Below are 18,071 nucleotides of genomic sequence, written 5' to 3' on the forward strand. Positions count from 1 at the left end.
GGAGTGCCTGTGGACAAGCTGAAACTGCGCCGCGAGATCAACGCCGCGCGTACCTCGCTCTCCCCAGAACAACTGCGTACAAACGCCATCAAGGTCCGCGAAACACTGCTCGACCAACCCTGGGTTCAGATGGCCGGCCTGGTGGCCTGCTACTGGTCAACGGGGTCGGAGCCGGATACGCACGGGTTGGTGTTCGCTCTCTGGAAACACGGCGCGACGGTGATCCTTCCCGTGCTTCGTGCGGATAATGATCTGGATTGGGCTGTGTACGACGGGCCGGACACCCTTGCCCCGGGTCGTTACGGGATTATGGAGCCGGTCGACACGCGCCGCGGCGTGGACGCCATCCGTACCGCCGCGCTCGTGATCGTGCCCGCGCTGGCCGTGGACAGGCGCACGGGGGTGCGCCTCGGCCGTGGCGGCGGCTCGTACGACCGGGCCCTGGCCAGGGTCGGCCCGAACGTACCCACTGTGGCGTTGCTGCACGACGGGGAGTTGGTCGAAGGTGTTCCGACGGAGCCGCACGATTGTCATGTTCGTTTTGCGATGACACCGGACGGACTCACTAGTCTTATGTGAACACAGTGACAGGAGGGAGCCAGATGACCGTTGATGTCTGGCTTCTTCTTGGCGGCGCAATTGTCATCGCGGCCATCGGCTTCGTACGCATCGCGCATCGCACCGGTCTTCCCAGCCTTCTGGTGTTCCTGGGCTTCGGCCTGCTTCTTGGCGAATCCGGATTCGGAATCCCTTTTGACAATCCACAACTCGCCCAGCACATCGGCCTGACGGCTCTGGCCGTAATCCTGGCTGAAGGTGGTCTCACCACCAATTGGTCGCATGTGCGGCGGTCTGTCCCCATGGCCGTGGTGCTGGCGACCGCAGGCGTGGCGGTCAGCATCATCGTGGTGGCGCTGGTCGTGGAGACCCTGCTGGGGATCGACCGGACGACCGCGCTCATTCTGGGCGTGGTGCTGGCCTCCACCGACGCCGCGGCGGTCTTCTCCGTGCTGCGCCGGTTGCCGTTGCCGCCGCGGCTGGCGGGCGTGCTGGAGGCGGAGTCCGGCTTCAACGACGCGCCCACCGTCATCGCCGTCGTACTGCTCAGCGGGGCCTCGCAGACCCCTGCGACCGTGGGACAGTTCCTGCTGGAGACCGCGGTCGAGCTGGTCATCGGTGCCGCGGTCGGCCTGGCCATCGGCCCCGCGGGCGCATACGCGCTGCGCCGCGTCGCCCTGCCCGCCTCCGGCCTCTATCCCATCGCCGTGCTGGCGCTCACCTTCGTCTCGTACGGCGGCGCGGTGCTGCTGCACGGCTCCGGTTTCCTGGCCGTCTACCTGACGGCGCTGATCCTGGGCAACTCGCGGCTGCCGCACCGGGCGGCGACCAGGGGGTTCGCCGAGGGAGCGGCGTGGCTGGCGCAGATCGGGCTGTTCGTCATGCTGGGCCTGCTGGCCAGTCCGGAGGAGATGCCGACCGCCATCGTGCCCGGCCTGATCGCCGGGAGCGTCCTGGTGCTCCTGGCCCGGCCGCTGTCCGTACTGGTGAGTTCCCTGCTGGCGTGGGTGCTGCGACTGGGGCTGGTGAGCTGGCGGGACCAGGCGTTCCTGTCGTGGGCCGGGCTGCGCGGCGCGATCCCGATCGTGCTCGCGACCATTCCGTGGGCCTCCGGCGTCGAGGGCTCCAAGGAGATCTTCAACGAGGTCTTCGTGATCGTCATCGTGTTCACGCTGCTCCAGGGGCCGACGCTGCCGTTCGCGGCCCGGCTGCTCGGGGTGAGCGCGCCCGGCGAGGCGCACGACCTGTCCGTGGAGTCCGCTCCGCTGGAAGAGCTCAAGGCGGACCTGCTGCAGATCAAGGTCCCGACCGGCTCGCTCCTGCACGGCGTGGAGATCTTCGAGCTCCGCCTCCCCGCCGGCGCCGCGGTGACCCTGGTGGTACGCGACGGCAAATCGTTCGTACCAGCCACCACCACCAGAATCCGGGCGAACGACCAGCTCCTGCTCGTCACCACCGCCGTCTGCCGCGACCAGGTCGAGCGCCGCCTGCGCGCCGTGAGCCGCCGCGGCAAGCTGGCGGGATGGTACGGGGAACGGGGGTTGGAATAGGTGTTTGGCCCAATCGGTTAGCATTAGCAGTCGCATCGCTCGAGTGCCAGATCTGAAGGAGGAGCGCGTGCCGACATACCAGTACGCCTGCAACGACTGTGGGCAGCAGCTCGAGGTCGTTCAGAAGTTCACCGACGATGCGCTGAAGGTTTGCCCGAACTGTCAGGGAAACCTGCGGAAGGTGTTCTCCGCCGTCGGCATCGTGTTCAAGGGGTCCGGCTTCTACAAGACGGACAACCGCTCCTCGTCGTCCTCGTCCTCCGCGTCTTCTTCCTCGTCGAAGACCTCCGAGACCAAGTCGGGCGACTCCGGTTCGAGCTCCGGGTCCACCTCGTCGACCCCGGCCACCGCCCCAGCCGCGGCCTCGAGCTGACCTCTCGCTCACCTGAGGCCGTCTTGACCGGCGCCCGAGGCAGAGCTCGGCCCCTGTTCGCAGCGGCCTGAAGCTCGCCTCGGCTCGCACCCCACCGTCCAGAAGCCGGCCTCGGCCACTCCCTCGCGCTCCGAAGCCGGCCCGGGGCTGCCGCCAAACCACACCACATCACCGAAGTAGGGTGGAGGGCGCAGGGCGCACCGCCTGGGTGCTCACAGCTCAGCGCCCCGGCAACAGCGTTATCCACAGAACGCGATTCCGCCGACCCTGGCCCTCCCCCACTCCGACTAATCTCAGCGCCATGGTCACTCGCGCAGACATCGGCGTCATCGGCGGCTCGGGTTTCTATTCGCTTCTCGACGACGCGGAGCAGATCGAGGTCGCCACCCCCTACGGCACCCCAAGCGATGTCGTCACAGTAGGACGCATCGGCGCCCGTTCCGTGGCATTCATCCCACGGCACGGCCGCGATCACCGTTTCCCACCGCACCGCATCCCCTATCGCGCCAACCTCTGGGCGCTGCGCTCACTCGGCGTCCGCCAGGTGCTCGCCCCCAGCGCCGTAGGCTCGCTGAGAGCCGAATACGGCCCGGGGGCCTTGGTCATCCCCGACCAACTCGTAGACCGCACCTCAGGCCGCGTCCAGACCTATTACGACACAGACGGCGCAGTCCACGTGTCCTTCGCCGACCCATACTGCCCGTCGGGCCGAGCCGCGGCCGTGGAGACCGCGAGATCCGGCGGCTGGGAAACCGTCGACGGCGGCACTCTGGTGGTGATCGAGGGTCCGCGCTTCTCCACGCGGGCCGAGTCGCAGTGGTTCGCGGGCAACGGCTGGTCGATCGTGGGCATGACCGGTTTCCCCGAGGCGGTGCTGGCCCGCGAGCTGGCCCTCTGCTACACCACGCTGTCCCTGGTGACCGACCACGACGCCGGGGTGGAGGCCGGCCAGGGCGTCACCCATGACGAGGTCCTGGAGTTCTTCGCCCAAAACGTCACCCGCATGCGCACATTGGTGGCCCAGACCGTGCAAGCCCTTCCCGAAGAGCGCACCTGCCCCTGCGGTTCCGCCCTCGACGGCATCAAGCTGCCCTTCGAGCTACCGTGATCCAGACCTGGATGCAGCGCTTCGGCCGTCGCCGCCGCCTCATCGCGGCGGTGCTGGCCGCCCTGGCCGTGATTTCCGCCTTCCTCGCCACCCGACCGGCCCCACCACCCGCCACGGTCCTGGTGGCCGCCCGCGATCTCTCCCCCGGCCGCCTGAGTCCGGGCGACCTCCACCCGACCCCGCTCAACCACCCTCCGGCAGGCGCAGTCCGCACGTCGGCCGCCGGCCAGATGCTGGCAGCCCCCATGCGCAAAGGCGAGCCGCTGACAGACGTCCGCCTCCTCCGCTCATACCCTCTTCCTCCGGGCATGGTCGCGACCCCTGTGCGCATCGCGGACCCGTCAGCCGCGAAGCTCCTCTCCCCCGGCTCCACGATCGGCATCCTGGCGGCCTGGGAGGAAGGCCAACCGGCCCACACGATCGCCGAAGACATCACCGTCATCACGATCCCCGCAGCAGACGGCGACGACAGCCACGGCACGTTACTCGTACTGGCGACGACCCCGACCCAAGCGGCCGACCTGGCCTCCGCCCAGACCGGCGGCCACCTCTCGATAACGATCAACCCTGACCCACAGTAATGTCTCGGATACGATCCTTCGTCATGAACGGATTCAAGAAGTTCCTCATGCAAGGAAACGTCATCGACCTGGCCGTGGCGGTTGTCATCGGAGCGGCGTTCAACGCGATCGTCCAGTCCTTGGTGGCCGACCTTCTCACCCCGCTGATCTCGGCGTTCGGCGGCCTGCCCGACTTCTCCTCGCTCAAGGTCACAGTCGGCCAGTCCAACTTCATGTACGGCAACTTCATCAACGCGGTCATCTCGTTCCTGATGGTCGCGGCGGTGATTTATTTCCTGGTGGTGAAGCCGTTCACACATCTCAAGGACCGCAGAGCCGCCAAGGTCGAGTCGAAAACCCGTGAGTGCCCGGAATGCCTGTCCGAGATCCCGAAAGCCGCCTCCCGCTGCGCCTTCTGCAGCTCCGCGATCATCGCGGCCTAGCGCATACCGCCACCAGGCGGTCGGCGAACTCCGCCCACCCTCTCCGTAGGTGAGGCATATGCAATGCCATCCCCGCAGTTGGCAGGTAGATGACCGATCACCCCCTTCGGTCGCCACCCACTGATCAAAGACTTGATCCGTCGTCGATCTCCGCTACACCGCAGGGAGAGGAAAACACACCCCCAGTCGCCACTACCGATCGCCAGGATCTTGAACTAGCTGCGACGATGGGCTCACAGAAAGTGGGACCCGGCCGCCAAGGGCGTGGGATCCCTTCCAGCTACCGTAAGGGTAAGGGTAAGTGGACGTAGAAGCGGAGATTCTGGATCTGAAGCTCCGTATGGAAGCCCTCGAAGCGACCGCACGTTCCGGTGAGGCAGGATCCGGCGACGTCGAGTCGCAACGTCGGCACTCGAACATTCCGGCGGCACGCAACACGGGCCCGGAATGCATACAAACCGACATCACCGCGAGATCAATCGCCGTCACTGAGGTGAAGGCCCACATAGCGAAGTTCCAAACCGAGATGAGCCAGGACATCGCAGCCCTCAATGTCGAGGTCACCGGCCTCCGATGGCACGCGTACGACCTTTTGACCGCCACCCGCTCCGACATAGAGCAGAAGTTCGACTCGCTGCGCTGCGAAATGATCGAGCTGGGCCTCAGACTCGATCGCCTGCTGGAAAAACATGGCGCATAGCCCGGTGGGGGCCCCTGGCCGCTGGAGCGCCAGGGGCTCCCACCGACCACGCAGGAACCACATCACCCCGACGCACCCCAAACCCCGGAGAGCCCAAGCGGAAGATCCTAGAGAAGCTTGTCGATCTTGGGATCGTACTCCCAATGCCATGGCTCGAACGGGTTGCTGTAGGCCCACGAGGGATGAAACCACCCGTACCTCTTCGAGTTCTTCTCCATCCACACGAACTCAGTGGACCCGGACCTCTCCACCCCGCCACACAGATCCACCGCCAGCCCCAGCCCGTGGTTGCTCCGCCCGGGCACAGCCGCGAACCCCGGCCGCCGATAGTAGATGGACTGCTGCTCGGCAAGGCTGCGATAAGCATCGGTCACGCACATGGGCTTGCCGAACCTCCGCCGAAAAGCCTCGTTCAGACTCACGAACGCGATCGTCGCGTCAGCCCTCAGACTGAACCCCTTCTGCTGCAACGGACAGAGCATGCCCTGAGGGATCAACCCGTTGGGATATTGGTCGGCCGTCGCCGCCCGTAGCGGATTGCACCCCAGCGCCGCCCGCCCCACCTTGTCAACCTTGATCCCCAGCTTCACCAGCGCGGCGGTCAACGACTTCACGATCTTGTCCGAACGCTGCCGAAGCGTATCCACCTCGGCCGCGAGCTGCGCCTCGGCCAGCAAGTTCCCCGCCCGCAGCTCTTGAGCCTCGCCCGCCAGCCGCTCAGCCTCCTTGGTGAGCAAGCTGGTCCGCTCAACGGCCTTCTGCCGCACGGTCACGATCTGAGTCGCATCACTGAGCGCCCGCAAGGTGTGCTCATCGGCGCCCCCGGTCAGGAAGGGAAAGACCCCGTTGGCCACGATCGGCTGCTCGTACAGCAACTCGACCATCTGCGCCACGGGCTGCCGCATGGTCGCGAGCTTCTGCTCCATGTCCTGCAACGTCGTGAGCTTGCTCTTGAGCTCCTTCTCGGAGGAGGCGATAGTCGCCCGCCGCTGCTCAAGGGCCTTGGTAGCGTCCTCAAGCTCCTTCGCCGACCGCTCGGCCTCTTTACGCAGCTCGGTCAGGTTCGACGGATCTTTCCGCTCCTGCACCTGTGCCCGAGCCTCGACAGTCGGCACGAAGAGAGAAGCCATGGCCATGACGACCGCGATCAGACCCGCTGATCGAGGGGCTGGCACGTTCGACTCCTCCGTTTGCAAACTCGTTACCCGGGTCAGGCACGCACGTTACTACAGCCCCCCGAGTGCCCGGACCGAACTCCGGAGAGCTGATATGAGACAAAAGGCCCACTTTGTACCCCCATACCCACCAACCAGCCACAACTCCGACCACCCACCTGGAGTCCCACCCCTTCAACCCCACGGCTCACACAAGAGCCCCAGCCCCCATCACTCACACCGACCGACCCCCACCCCGAAGCGATAAAGGGGCTGCGCAGGCTCTCCGGCAGCCGACCGGCGCCCTTGCCGGCCTCATCGTGCAGGGCGACATCACCACCCTCCACTTCACATACCAGTCGCCCACGCATCACCGACCCCGCCTTCCAACTCCTCCCCCTCCTGCCGACACAATTCCCACAACCAGGTGTCCACCCACTCCCCCGGACACCCACCGCGCGTCTGCGCAGGCGCAGGCGCAGGCACAGGCACCCGCGCCTGCGCCTGCGCTGAAGGGGGCACCGGCGGAGCTGTGAACGGCTCCCCACCCAAACCCTCACGCCCCCCAGCAACAGCAGAAGCCCGCGACTCGCGCACCACCCAACCAGGCACCGGCAAACTGGCTTCATACCGCCGATCAGGATGAGGCGGCTCAGGCAAGAGGACCGGCTCAAACGCCAACCCCTCACGGCCACCCCCCACCACCGAGGAGCCCTCGACCCTCGCCTCAAGCCCCCGCATCTCCCCAGCCAACAACCCCCCAGCAAGGATCGCCGGCGCCAACAAGGCCCCGAACAACACCACGGGCCGCCGACGGGCTTGCCTACATCGCCTCCTGGTCACAGGCGAACGCTATCCACGCGCCTCGCGCAAGAATCTGATCACTTGTCATGCCTTTACCGCAGCTCAGAGCACACATAACCAACTCAGCCAAACTCATCTCGATCCCACGTCCCACGCACTGCCATACTTTCGCTAGGCTTACAGCAGTCCGCCTCCGTAGCTCAGGGGATAGAGCACCGCTCTCCTAAAGCGGGTGCCGCAGGTTCGAATCCTGCCGGGGGCACGCATCTCCACCAGGTATTTTGGCCTCTGACCTGCGGTTTCTCTGCCGCAGGTCTTTTACGTTCCAGACCCTTGATAGGTCACCCAGAGCACCCGTATGCAGCCGTAGGACGTTGATCACGGGAGATATGCGGGATGATCTTGAGGGCGTTGCCGCACGTCGGGACTCCGTTTGCGGCTCGTGAACCATCCAGGACGGCTCAACGGATCCACAGCCGTGGGCACCGCGTCCGCACACCGACGAACCATCGTGCCTTCCCTCATAGGCTGGCCTCGGCTATTCAGCCGGTATTTCGTTCTGAAGATCGATAACTAAAGAAGGTGCCTTCGACCTGCGATGATCTGACTGCTGAGATCATGAACATCGCACAGAACGGACGCACCTTCCGGGTGAACGCTACGGCATGGGACCGCCGCTTGTCTGTACGAGGGGACAGCAAGGGGCTCGTTGGACACGCGGGAGCCGTGCTCCTGCGCAAATGCGCTGATCAGACGGGGTTAACAGGGGCGTTGGGCGGTGTGTTCGCCCGGCTGGGCGGATCTCCGGTGTGGGACCGGGGCGTGGTGCTGGTCCAGCTCGCGGTGGCGATCGCACTGGGAGCCAACAGCATGCGGCAGATCGCCCTGCTGGCCCATCAGGAGCTGCTCTTCGGCAAGCCGCCCTCGGACTCCACTGTGCGGCGAGTGCTGGAGCCCGTCGGGACGTCGGACCAGCTGCAGGTCTGGATCGCCCGGGCTCGGGCTCGGGTGCGGCGGCACGTGTGGCATCTGGTCGCCGCGACCGAGACGGGTTTCCCGTGGCTGGAGGTGGCGGGAAAGGTCCTGACCGGCTGGATCGTGATCGACCTGGACGCCACGCTGATCAGCGCACACTCGGACAAACAGGGTGCTTCGGCGACGTTCAAGAAGGGCTATGGGTTTCACCCGCTGGCCGCCTGGTGCGCCAACACGCACGAATCGCTGGTGATGTTGCTGCGCACCGGATCGGCCGGCTCCAACACCGTGGTCGATCACGTGCGGGTTCTGACCGAGGCCACAGGCAGATCCCCGACGGCTTCCGGGCCAAGATCTGGATCCGGATCGACGGCGCGGGAGCCACACACGACCTGGTCGAGCACATGAAGGGGTTGAACACCACCCGGCGCACGGTCCGCTTCACCGTCGGCTGGAAGATCACCGACACCGATGAGACAGCGATCGCCAAACTGCCCGAGACCGCCTGGCAGGCCGCCGTCCGCCAGGACGGCGAGGTGCACGAGCACGCGCAGGTGGCCGAGCTCACCGGCCTGGACGAACGCGCCACGCTGTGGGGCGTCAGGTTGCTGGTCCGCCGCGTGCGACCCTCGGCCCGCGACGCGGCGCAGCTCACCGGCCTGGAGAAGAAGACCGGCTGGAAGTACGCGATCATCGCCACCAACCGCGGCCCTCGCGGCCTGCGCGGCATCCCCGGCAGCCACCAGCTCGCGGTCCTCGACTTCGCGGGTGCGCACCAACAAGGCCATGGGGCTGCGCAACCTGCCTTCCAAGACCTGGAACGTCAACGTCGGCTGGGTGCTGACCTGCAACCTCGCGGCCGACCTCGACGCCTGGACCCGGCTGCTTGGCCTGCATGACGATGCGGAACTGGCCCGCGCCGAACCTCAGACCCTCCGCTACTGCCTGTGGCACCTGCCCGCCCGGCTGGTGTGTCACGCCCGCCGGCGCATCCTGAACATCAGCGCCACCTGGCCATGGAAGAACGCGTTCCTGATCTGCTGGCAGCGCCTGTGCACCCTGCCAGTGCCCACCTGACCAGCTCAAATGTGTCCACCGAGAAGAGAGGGGAGCGACCAGCAGCCGCGCGGGCCCGTGGAAACCGCCGCCCACCGAGCGCCTCGGGCGGCCACCCACACCCCGGCACACGAGAGAAACAGACGATCAGGCGCAAACCTCCGCCTGCCCGCACAGCTCAGCCGGGACGACCGTCCCCTGAGCCATCGAGGCTGGGTCAGCCGTTGAAGGCTCCATCGCTTTATCGCAGTTCGCTATGGCTGGGACGAATCGGATGTACGAGTGGAGTCCGCTCAGATATGGTCCGATGCGTGCGCCTTAGAGCCTCCTGGAAAGTAGTGGCCGCGTTACTTCCCTGCCTCGCGGTCCTGACCGCATGCTCGGGAGAACAGGAGCGACCAACGCTGACGGAGGCGGCCCGACAACTTGTGAGCGATGGGGACGCACTGGCATCGGGCATTGCATCAGGCCTGACAGGGCTGGCGCAGGATCGAGCGGGCCAGGATCTGAACACGAACTGCCTGAAAGGCGAGGCACAACGTTACTTTCGGGCGAAGGGGAACTTCGTGAACCCCTCTGCGGAGAACCCGCCCAGCCTGGTCGGGTTACTCAAAGGCGATCTAGAAGGCAAGGGCTATACCGAGATCGTGGACAGTCTCGATCTCTGGGAAGACAACGTGAGTGTCGCCGTCATGACCCACCCCGAGGCCAAATTGACCTTCGTCCTCATGGCGCAGAAGGGCACGACACCCAACGTCATGATCATTGGTAAGACGGAATGCTATCCCAGCAGCGGATGAAGGTCACATCGGATCAGGCACCTGTGCAGCCTCCTTGCGAAGCTGCTCGGCACGGCGGCGAAGGTTCTCGGCAGTAGCCAGGCAGGAATTTTCCAGTTCGCTCATCTCCCGTCTGAGCTGAACCCCGTGCGCGAGATATCGCTCCGCCGCCGGCCCCTTCCAGGACGTTTCGGCCTCGGCTTGGCTGGACGGGATGCCTGCAAACGTGTCAGCAAGTTGCTTCGCATACCTGCTGAAGGTCGTCGCGAGCGCTTCCTTCTCGCCCGCCTCACGCAGCAGCTGGTGCTTGACCGGCATAGTCAGCCACCCCTTCTTTTCAGTGCGTCCAGCAGGGCGCTTTGTACGCGGCCCTCCATCGCATCTCTCATGAGAGCCTGCTGGGATGTCGTCATCGCGGGCAAGCCGTGTTCTCTGAGCGAGCGGTCCAGCCAGGCGATCTGCTCGTCAATGAGCTTGCCGACCACCGTCTCCGCCGTGTCCGGTGTCTTCTTGTCGAGGTAATCCGTGATCATGCCCTTCAGGAGGTCTTTGACCTCGTCCAGCCCCTTGGCCTTGCCCGTGGATACGATCTTGCTGGCAATCGGGAAGTACTCGTCGAGGTAATCCACAGGCATGAGCATGTATCCGGCGATGCGTTCGGCGTATTCGTCGTCGCTCCACTCTGCGTATGTGGAGCCGGCCAGTAACAGGTTCGCCAACGCGCCTGTTCGCTCAGCAAGGTTGATATGCGCTTCCTGCTTGTAGTTGTCCGGGTCGAAAGGATGGAACCGGCCCATGTCCAGTTCCTTGGTGTACTCTTTCGCCGCCTTCATTAGGGTGTCGGCCGCAGCGAAATCCTGCATCAACGCTCCCATGAAGCGAGCGCTCACGGCAGGGTCGAGCTTGTCCCACGGAGGCCGCGGAGCCAGGTGGGGCATCTTCGGCGAGTTCCGCGTCGCTTGCCCTCGTGCGAGGTGATCGAGGATGGGCTTGATGTCCTGGGCGAGCATCCGGCTGACAGGCGAGTTGGCAAAAGTGCCGAGGCTGCCACCGACCCATAGCGTGTTCTCAGCACCGATGCTGTTGATGACGTTCAGCCAGGCCCGTTCCCGCGCCTCGGCCGTACCCGAGTCAGGCTTCAAAGCGCCGTGCAAGGCATCTGCCAGCATTTGCTCATAGGCAGGGACGCCGGTCGACCTGATGGTGTAGGCGTCGAGCATGGTCCCCGCCTCTTTCGGGTGCTCGGCCAGGAACCGCTGGAACGCCTCGGGATTGGCCGCGAAAGCCTTGGTCAGGTTGTAAAGGTTCCAGTTGGGGTCCGTGGGGAAGGCGTCGGAGTTCGGTGGGCGGTTCAGGAGGTTGGTCGCCACCTTGGTGAGGAACGCGCTGGACTGCGGAGCCAAGGTGACGAGGGCGGTCAGGATGTCCGAGGGCGCGGTCTCGACCATCTTCTGCCATTCGGGCCCGAGCCGCCCCGAGCTCTCCGCGCCGGCGAAGGCTCTGGCGAGCAGGCCCGGCAGACCGTCGCTGGCTCGTTTGGCCGACTCCGGGGTCAGGCCTCGGCGATCTCCGGCGGCTCGGTTGTTCATCCAGTCGCGGAACAGCTTCTGGAAGGTCGTGGGGCCGAGTGCCGCCAGCAGTGCCGCAGCGTAGGCGGGATCGTCGATTCGTCCCTTAAGCGCTGCTGCGGCCTTCTCCACCTCGGCCCAGCTCTGCCCGGACAGGTGCTCATCATGGTGCTTGAGTGCCTCGGTGATCGCTGCCGCGTCCTTCTTGGCCGCCTGTGCCGCCTCGGTCTGATTGCTGAACGGCACGGTGGCGGTCAACATGCCCTTCTGCTGAGTCGGCACCATCCGTTTGAGGGTGTCCACGCGCCACTTCAGGTCCTGCTGCGACTCGTGGAAGAACCACCAGGTCCGGTGCATCGCGGTGACGCCCGACTGGCCCGTCCAATCCGCACCAGCCTCGGCGATCGCCGCTTCGAGTCCCGGCCGTGCTCTGCCGAGGACGTCCTTCCCCGTCTCCATCTGACGGATCAGCTTGTCCGCCCCGAGGGGATCGATCCCGACGAACTCCCCCATGAACCCTCCCAGAGGGTGTGGCTACACGGCGGAAGTCAAGCACGTCCTGATACGCGAGGTAAACACGTTATGCATTCTCATTAACCATTTGAACCATCGATATATGGACAGGCGCAAAAGCCTTGACGCGACCGGATATCGACCTGATGTCCACCTGTTCGACTGCTGCAGCAGCCGAACTCGGCGTTATTCATGACAGCGACCAGGCGCACTTATCCACCGGTCCTGCGCTTCTCGGCTGAGAAGGTGGAGGGATACGTTGCCTCGGTGTAGAACCAAGTACGGCTGTAAGCCACCTCTTGCTGTCTCAATTCCTGTCTTCGCTGGAGAACCACATGCGATTCGCGTCTGTGCAGGGCTGACTGTGCCGATCTTCGAGGAAGGCCCAGCCAAGTCCGTCGTGGCTCCCGACCGTTCGCTCGATCTGTTCGCGAATCGCTTCGAGCTGACCCGGCACGTCGTCACGCTCATCAACGAGGACCCGTCCGCAGAACGGATCCTCTACCTGCACGGGCTCGGCGGGAACGGCAAGTCGTTGCTGCTACGGCACCTGGAACAGCGCTGCTGCCTGCGTACAGACCAGTGGACGACCGTTCAAGGAGCCTCAGACGTCGAGCTGCTGGAGCGGCTGACCGAGCACGGCCGGCAGGTACCGGTAGCGCGGATCGACTTCGGAGCGCGGCCGGCGGGTGAGAACCGACCGCAAGAGGCGTTCTCCGGGTTGTTCATGCTCAAACGGCAACTCGCCCGTTACGGCATCGCCACCCCTCGCTTCAACTTCGCCGCGATCACCTACCTCCACAAGCTCGGCTTCGACATCGCCCACCGGGTGCCCGAGTTGTTCCCGCGAGGGGAAGCCGGCATCGCACTGGACATCGCCGACGCCATCATGACGCTGCCGGTTCTGCGTGTGGGGCAGCAACTGTTCCAGATGATCAACGTGCGCATGGACAGGGTTTTCACCCGCGGGCGGATGCAGCGCCGTGTCCCACAGGAGGATGCCGAGCAGATTCTCACCCTCGTCCCCGAGCCAGATCTCCTGCACGAGCTCCCCCGCCTGTTCGCCAAGGACCTTAACGAGGCTGTCAGCGGGCATCCCCGGATCGTGCTGCTCTTCGACACCCACGAGGCATTCTTCGGCGAGGCGATCGGGGACCCGGACAGCTTGATCCACGCTGACAAGCTGATGCGGGACGAGTGGCTACGCTGCCTCGTGGGTCACCTCGACTTGGGCGCCGGAATCGTCGCCATCGTGGCGGGCCGTACGCGCCCACTGTGGTCGACGGCCCCTGTCTTTCCTATCCCTGACCGGTATCTGGATCTCCGCGTGGTCGGCCATCTGACGAGCGCCGACGCCCACCACTATCTAAATATGGCCGGCATCACCGACCCGTCCATGCGCAAGGCCCTGGTCGAGTACGCCTCCACCGCCCCCGACGAAGTGCATCCCTACTTCTTGGGCCTGTGCGCAGACGTCGCTCTCGCCGCCGGCTCCCGCCTCAGCCCTGCCGACTTCACCGGACTGGTGGACAAGGAACGCGACCTCGCCCACCGGCTGTTGCAGTGGACGCCCGCAGAAGCCGAGTATGGAATCCTCGCTGTCAGCGCATGCCGAGCCTTCACCGCCGAGACCTTCCGCCACCTCGGGCAAGCACTGGACTTCCCTTGCGACCGGAGCGCGTTCAGCAGACTGACGGCCTTCTCCTTCATCGCCCCGTTGCGCGGAGGCACGGCCAGCGGATCCGACGCCTTCACTATGCACAACATCCTGCGCCGATCGCTGCAGAACGTCCGCCCGGCCGAGCTACGCCGCGCACATGAGGTCCTGGCCCGGCACTACGGCGAGCGCGAGGAGTTCACCGCCGAGATGGAGACGGCTTACCACGTGAGCCATCTCGACCCGGCGCAGGGTGTGGCGGCCTGGGTGGCGCTCATGGATCGCGGGCTCGCCACCGGCCGTTTCGACCAGTGCCGCGCTATGGCGGGCCTACTCAGCGAACTGCGCATCGACCGTGACGAGGACCGGGGACGTTGCCTGTATCGAGTCGCCCGCGCCTACCTCGGTCTGGGGCACTGGAACCAAGCCGAAGCTCTGCTGAACGAACTGCCTCAGAGATCAGCGCATGCCGAGTTCGTCCGCGCCGAAGTGGCCTTCTGCCGGGGCGACTTCGATCGGGCCGAGCACCTCGCGCAGACGGCCTTGGCCCTCGCGGAGGGAGAGACACGGCACGGGTTCCTGTTCCGGTTGGCCGAGATCGAGCTGTATCAGGGACGCTTCTCGGACGGACGCCGGCATGCCACCGAAGGCATGAACAGCACTGCCGACCCAGCGCCGTGGCTCAAGCTCCTCGGCGAGATCGAATACTTCTCCGGCAACGTCGACCAGGCGGACACGCTCATCAACCGGGCACTCCAGGAGGTCGCGGCTCGTCCTGTCCATCTGAGGGATCAGGCGCTGTACGCCGGCCTGCTGCAGGACGCCGCTCTGGTCGCCGAAGCCACCGGCGCTTGGCGCATCGCGTTGGACAGTCAAAACAAGGCGCTCGCGATCCGCAAAGCGTCGGAGGACGCCCGCGGAGTCGCCCAATCCCTGCATGGGCTGGGCAAGGCCCAGTGCGGCCTGGGCCTGCTGAAAGAGGCCGCTCACAGCCTGGCGGAAGCAGGTCGTATGGCCCGGGATCTCGGTGACGGTCTGCTGGCGGCGAAGATCACGCATAGCGAAGCCGATGTCCGCCTGGCCAACGGCGACCACTCAGGCGCACGGCAGCTGACGGAGCAGGCATTGATGGAGTTCAAGCACCATGGCACTCCCTACGACATAGCGGCCGGCCGCCTGTCACTAGCACGCCTCATGCAGGGCCGCGAGCGCGTCCGCCATGCCGACATGGGACGGCGTCTTGTCGTTCAGGGAGGGTTCGACGCGCTGGATCAGTTGTTCCCTGACCAGGCGATCCCCTCCGCGGAGCAGATCCTGAACGGGCTCATCGGGTTCTGCTGTGGCGATGCTCTCGGCGTGCCGTGGGAGGGAAAGCCTCCCCGAGACATCGCGCTCACGGACACCCTGTCCGCCCGCGGGGATTGGCCACCCGGCAGCACCTCGGACGACACCGAACAGCTCATCCTGCTCGCCGAGAACCTGATCAGCACCGGCGGCTCAGAGCTTGCTTTCCTGACCGCCCTCGCCGCGGCACTGCCCACCATGCACGGCGCCGGGCCGACCACGCGACGAGCGGTCGCACGCTTCGAAGCGACTGGATCCCTCACGGCAGACGGCGGGGGAACCAACGGCGCGATGATGCGCGTCCTGCCCATCGGCTGGGCCACACCCGCCACCGAGGCCCAGCACCGCCGCGAACTGGTCGAGCGCATGACCAAGACCACCCACGCTGACGCGCGAGCCATCGCCACCGCCAGCGCGATCGCCACCATGGGATCTTGGGCGCTCGAAGCCTGTACCGCCCAGGAGCTGATCACGGTCGCCAGGGAGGAACTTGATCACTTCGGCATCGCCGGCGTCGAGGAGTGGGAACTGAGCCCGAGTGGAGTGTCGCTGGACGTCAAGGACACGCTTGGAGCAGTCCTGCATGTGCTCAGCCGCCACGAGGACCCGATTGACGCCATGCGGTACGCGGTCAGCCTCGGCGGGGACACTGACACCGTGGCCGCAATCGTCGGAGGCATCCTGAGCTGCCGCCAAGACACGGTGGACATCCCCTGGGCATCGCAAGTCGTTCTCCCGACGTCGTTGGAGACGCTTGCGCAAGGACTGCGGGCAACGCGACGGTCTATGTATGCCTGACTTCTGGATCATCGGACCGATCGCCTGGGACCTCGCCCTGTACGTGAACCACTTCCCCGAAAGCGGCCACTTCGTCCAAGCGACCGAGAGCGAGGAGCGTCCCGGGGGCACCGGCGCGAATGTCGCCACTGCGCTGAGCCAGGCCGGGGCCCGCGTGCACATGGTGGGATACGTGGGGGCAGATCCGGCTGGCCAGAGGATGACGAAGGCGCTGACCGCAGCCGGGGTAGACGTCGATCCCGTCCAGGTCCTGGACGGGCACACATCCTCCGTCATCCTGCTCATCGAACCCAACGGCGAGCGCACGATCATCGGCATCTACCCTGATCTGCTGCACGGGATCACCATCCCTGCCGCTGCGGTGGCACCAGGTGACATCGTCTACTTCGCCGCCTGGCACGACGCCTTCGCCCCCGCAGCCCAAGCCATGGCCGCCGCTGGGGCCATGGTCACAAGTGTCCCGCCGGGCACACTCCCGGCCATGCAGTACCTGATCGGCTCTCGCAATGACTTCGCCACCATCCCCAAGGACACCACTGCGATCGTGACCGAAGGCGCCGACGGCGTCACCGTGCATTCAGCAGACGGCACCGATCATTTCCCAGCCATCCCCACCGATGTCGTGGACGCGACCGGCGCCGGAGATGCCTTCGCCGCCGGCCTACTCTGGGCGATCGGCGGCAAGAGGCCCCTGGTCGATGGAGTGCAGCTTGGACTTGCCTGGGCCACCGCCACCGTGCAGGCGAAGTCGTCCATACCCATCGTGGAGAGCACGACCATGGATGGATGAGCCGTCGGCATGACCTGCTCACCGTCAGGGACCAAAGCTCCACACGTTGCCGACCGGGCGCCCGCCGCGCCGCAGCACAGTGCCGAGAAGACCAGTGAGGTCATCGTCCACATGGGCGAGAAGTTCCTCCCCGAATACGCATAAAGAGGCTTCCCGCCAGTTACCGAACGTGCCCATCCGGAGGTCTTCAGTGACTTGAATGACATGTTCATCGATGAGGTAGGCGTAGCCCATCCAACGATGCTGTCCTGGTCCGCCGACACGGGTTGGGTAGGTGCGAGAGCCGCTGATGTACCACTTGAGGCGGTAGAGCCGGTCGCCGGGCCGAGCGCTGGCACGCAATCCACGCGCGACGATCGTCTCCACCTCGGCGAGCAACGGGTCATCTGGGCGATCGACGGCTTCGAGATGCCAGACGGCCGAAGCCGGAGGTTCGGCGATTCCCCGATCGGCGGTCTCGTAGGTCACCTCGAACCGAGTCTCGAACCGCTTCCAGATCTCGTAATGCTCAGGATCTCCCAGGAGTTGCTTGGCCGGACGATCCTGGGCCGGCTCACCGGCGGGTGCCCAGCGGTAGGTGTTCACCCGGCTGATCTCATGGAAGCCCGCCTCAAGGTAGGCGGGAACCAAGGCACCGGGCGCTTCAGCGACAAAGTGACGTGGCGTTCGAGACCGAAACACGTTCGGGGTATGGCGCCATTCCGCCCAGGCGGCCGAGGCACGGAGCAGTTCGGGGCGTGGGCCGGTGATTCCACCGATGGCCGCGAAGTCGGTTCCGGCCACTCGTTCGAGCCAGAGCACATCCAGCATTCGCCCGTCGTACTCCAGCACGAAGATCTGCATCTCCGATCCTGTCGGACGACCTGTCCCGTCGGCCTCCAACTCCGTCAGCGGCCTTCGCTGCTCTGGCGCAGCCGCGACCTTGCGACGTAGCCGTTCCCGGTTTCGTTCCGAATAGAGAGCGGGCCTAACGCGCATACCGGGTCGCAGAGTTTCGGACGACGGGATGTCAGCAATATCGGCCGCCAGGAGAGTACGCTCCTGTCCGGTGACGAACCCTGCGTCTCGCAGCGATTCGGCGCACAGTGGTGAGTCGTGGGAGTAGACCTTCCACTCAATCGGTTCGCAGCGTGCGGCGAAGATCTCCTGTTGCCGACGAACCAGCACCGCCAGATCATCGCTGATGAGGTTGGCGTGGTCGACAGTCCCGTGAGTGCCGTAGTGGATTCTCACCAGTGGCCCATCTTGCTCGACAACGGCTCCCCACGGGGGATCCTGCGGCACCCAGGCTCGCAACTGGTTGTCGTACGCGCTCAGCAGCGCCTCAGCCGCTCCATTCAC

The 18,071-nt window shown here is 65.5% G+C and carries 17 protein-coding genes, 1 tRNA gene and 1 pseudogene; 14 read left to right on the forward strand and 5 right to left on the reverse strand.

The window, feature by feature from the left end; all coding sequences use genetic code 11:
• Positions 1-9 precede the first annotated feature (9 nt).
• The 3 genes and pseudogenes from ABGB18_RS41505 to ABGB18_RS41515 form a co-directional block, all read left to right on the forward strand.
• Positions 10-579: a 5-formyltetrahydrofolate cyclo-ligase gene (locus ABGB18_RS41505; RefSeq protein ID WP_347701173.1), complete on the forward strand. Its 570-nt coding sequence runs from the start codon at positions 10-12 to the stop codon at positions 577-579.
• Between the two features lie 23 nt (positions 580-602).
• A complete protein-coding gene (locus ABGB18_RS41510) occupies positions 603-2,108 on the forward strand; it encodes a potassium/proton antiporter (RefSeq protein WP_347701174.1) in 1,506 nt (501 codons plus the stop codon).
• 67 nt (positions 2,109-2,175) lie between these two features.
• Positions 2,176-2,316, forward strand: a pseudogene (locus tag ABGB18_RS41515) (FmdB family zinc ribbon protein); the annotation flags it as partial.
• Between the two features lie 14 nt (positions 2,317-2,330).
• Here the strand turns inward: ABGB18_RS41515 and ABGB18_RS41520 are convergent.
• On the reverse strand, positions 2,331-2,456 hold the full coding sequence (locus tag ABGB18_RS41520; protein WP_347701207.1) for a hypothetical protein: 126 nt from the start codon (positions 2,454-2,456) through the stop codon (positions 2,331-2,333).
• A 326-nt stretch (positions 2,457-2,782) separates the two neighbouring features.
• Here ABGB18_RS41520 and ABGB18_RS41525 point away from each other — a divergent pair, with 326 nt between their 5' ends.
• From ABGB18_RS41525 to ABGB18_RS41540, 4 genes are all read left to right on the forward strand, one after another.
• A complete protein-coding gene (locus tag ABGB18_RS41525; RefSeq protein ID WP_347701175.1) occupies positions 2,783-3,589 on the forward strand; it encodes an S-methyl-5'-thioadenosine phosphorylase in 807 nt (268 codons plus the stop codon).
• Positions 3,586-4,170, forward strand: coding sequence for a flagellar biosynthesis protein FlgA (locus ABGB18_RS41530; RefSeq protein ID WP_347701176.1), 585 nt, complete (start codon positions 3,586-3,588; stop codon positions 4,168-4,170). Before ABGB18_RS41525 ends, ABGB18_RS41530 begins: the two co-directional genes overlap by 4 nt.
• A gap of 23 nt (positions 4,171-4,193) precedes the next feature.
• Positions 4,194-4,592, forward strand: coding sequence for a large conductance mechanosensitive channel protein MscL (mscL, locus tag ABGB18_RS41535; protein ID WP_347701177.1), 399 nt, complete (start codon positions 4,194-4,196; stop codon positions 4,590-4,592).
• Between the two features lie 301 nt (positions 4,593-4,893).
• Positions 4,894-5,292, forward strand: a complete 399-nt coding sequence (locus ABGB18_RS41540; RefSeq protein ID WP_347701178.1) for a hypothetical protein — start codon at positions 4,894-4,896, stop codon at positions 5,290-5,292.
• Positions 5,293-5,399: 107 nt separating this feature from the next.
• Here the strand turns inward: ABGB18_RS41540 and ABGB18_RS41545 are convergent, their stop codons facing one another.
• On the reverse strand, positions 5,400-6,422 hold the full coding sequence (locus ABGB18_RS41545; protein WP_347701179.1) for a D-alanyl-D-alanine carboxypeptidase family protein: 1,023 nt from the start codon (positions 6,420-6,422) through the stop codon (positions 5,400-5,402).
• A 1,017-nt stretch (positions 6,423-7,439) separates the two neighbouring features.
• Between ABGB18_RS41545 and ABGB18_RS41550 the strand changes: the two genes are divergently transcribed.
• The 5 genes from ABGB18_RS41550 (at position 7,440) to ABGB18_RS41570 (ending at position 10,081) form a co-directional block, all read left to right on the forward strand.
• A tRNA-Arg gene (locus ABGB18_RS41550) sits at positions 7,440-7,512 on the forward strand.
• 356 nt (positions 7,513-7,868) lie between these two features.
• A complete protein-coding gene (locus tag ABGB18_RS41555; protein WP_347701180.1) occupies positions 7,869-8,633 on the forward strand; it encodes a transposase in 765 nt (254 codons plus the stop codon).
• Positions 8,630-9,124 (forward strand): hypothetical protein, encoded by a 495-nt coding sequence (locus tag ABGB18_RS41560; RefSeq protein WP_347701208.1) that lies wholly within the window; start codon positions 8,630-8,632, stop codon positions 9,122-9,124. The genes ABGB18_RS41555 and ABGB18_RS41560 overlap by 4 nt, the downstream gene beginning before the upstream one ends.
• A complete protein-coding gene (locus tag ABGB18_RS41565) occupies positions 9,012-9,302 on the forward strand; it encodes a transposase (RefSeq protein ID WP_347701206.1) in 291 nt (96 codons plus the stop codon). The genes ABGB18_RS41560 and ABGB18_RS41565 overlap by 113 nt, the downstream gene beginning before the upstream one ends.
• A gap of 290 nt (positions 9,303-9,592) precedes the next feature.
• On the forward strand, positions 9,593-10,081 hold the full coding sequence (locus ABGB18_RS41570; protein WP_347701181.1) for a hypothetical protein: 489 nt from the start codon (positions 9,593-9,595) through the stop codon (positions 10,079-10,081).
• Between the two features lie 3 nt (positions 10,082-10,084).
• Here ABGB18_RS41570 and ABGB18_RS41575 read toward each other — a convergent pair whose 3' ends face one another.
• Positions 10,085-10,378 (reverse strand): WXG100 family type VII secretion target, encoded by a 294-nt coding sequence (locus ABGB18_RS41575; RefSeq protein WP_347701182.1) that lies wholly within the window; start codon positions 10,376-10,378, stop codon positions 10,085-10,087.
• 2 nt (positions 10,379-10,380) lie between these two features.
• Positions 10,381-12,141 carry a hypothetical protein gene (locus tag ABGB18_RS41580; protein WP_347701183.1) on the reverse strand — a complete coding sequence of 587 codons (1,761 nt, stop codon included), beginning with the start codon at positions 12,139-12,141 and terminating at the stop codon, positions 10,381-10,383.
• 364 nt (positions 12,142-12,505) lie between these two features.
• Between ABGB18_RS41580 and ABGB18_RS41585 the strand changes: the two genes are divergently transcribed.
• Both ABGB18_RS41585 and ABGB18_RS41590 read left to right on the forward strand, forming a co-directional pair.
• Positions 12,506-15,940, forward strand: a complete 3,435-nt coding sequence (locus tag ABGB18_RS41585; protein WP_347701184.1) for an ADP-ribosylglycohydrolase family protein — start codon at positions 12,506-12,508, stop codon at positions 15,938-15,940.
• Positions 15,933-16,730: a carbohydrate kinase family protein gene (locus ABGB18_RS41590; RefSeq protein ID WP_347701185.1), complete on the forward strand. Its 798-nt coding sequence runs from the start codon at positions 15,933-15,935 to the stop codon at positions 16,728-16,730. The genes ABGB18_RS41585 and ABGB18_RS41590 overlap by 8 nt, the downstream gene beginning before the upstream one ends.
• A gap of 24 nt (positions 16,731-16,754) precedes the next feature.
• On the opposite strand, the gene ABGB18_RS41595 is transcribed toward ABGB18_RS41590, so the two are convergent.
• Entirely contained in the window at positions 16,755-18,071 is a 1,317-nt protein-coding gene (locus tag ABGB18_RS41595; protein ID WP_347701186.1) for a DUF2716 domain-containing protein, read from the reverse strand.

Source organism: Nonomuraea sp. B12E4 (genome assembly GCF_039871825.1).
Lineage (GTDB): Bacteria > Actinomycetota > Actinomycetes > Streptosporangiales > Streptosporangiaceae > Nonomuraea.

What these genes read in the sequence shown, in the direction of transcription:
- ABGB18_RS41525 (WP_347701175.1), top strand. Translation starts at nt 2,783, where the DNA reads ATGGTCACTCGCGCAGACATCGGCGTCATCGGCGGCTCGGGTTTCTAT.
- ABGB18_RS41565 (WP_347701206.1), top strand. Translation starts at nt 9,012, where the DNA reads ATGGGGCTGCGCAACCTGCCTTCCAAGACCTGGAACGTCAACGTCGGC.
- ABGB18_RS41555 (WP_347701180.1), top strand. Translation starts at nt 7,869, where the DNA reads ATGAACATCGCACAGAACGGACGCACCTTCCGGGTGAACGCTACGGCA.
- ABGB18_RS41575 (WP_347701182.1), bottom strand. Translation starts at nt 10,378, where the DNA reads ATGCCGGTCAAGCACCAGCTGCTGCGTGAGGCGGGCGAGAAGGAAGCG.
- ABGB18_RS41510 (WP_347701174.1), top strand. Translation starts at nt 603, where the DNA reads ATGACCGTTGATGTCTGGCTTCTTCTTGGCGGCGCAATTGTCATCGCG.
- ABGB18_RS41580 (WP_347701183.1), bottom strand. Translation starts at nt 12,141, where the DNA reads ATGGGGGAGTTCGTCGGGATCGATCCCCTCGGGGCGGACAAGCTGATC.
- ABGB18_RS41560 (WP_347701208.1), top strand. Translation starts at nt 8,630, where the DNA reads ATGAAGGGGTTGAACACCACCCGGCGCACGGTCCGCTTCACCGTCGGC.
- mscL (WP_347701177.1), top strand. Translation starts at nt 4,194, where the DNA reads ATGAACGGATTCAAGAAGTTCCTCATGCAAGGAAACGTCATCGACCTG.
- ABGB18_RS41590 (WP_347701185.1), top strand. Translation starts at nt 15,933, where the DNA reads ATGCCTGACTTCTGGATCATCGGACCGATCGCCTGGGACCTCGCCCTG.
- ABGB18_RS41545 (WP_347701179.1), bottom strand. Translation starts at nt 6,422, where the DNA reads ATGGCTTCTCTCTTCGTGCCGACTGTCGAGGCTCGGGCACAGGTGCAG.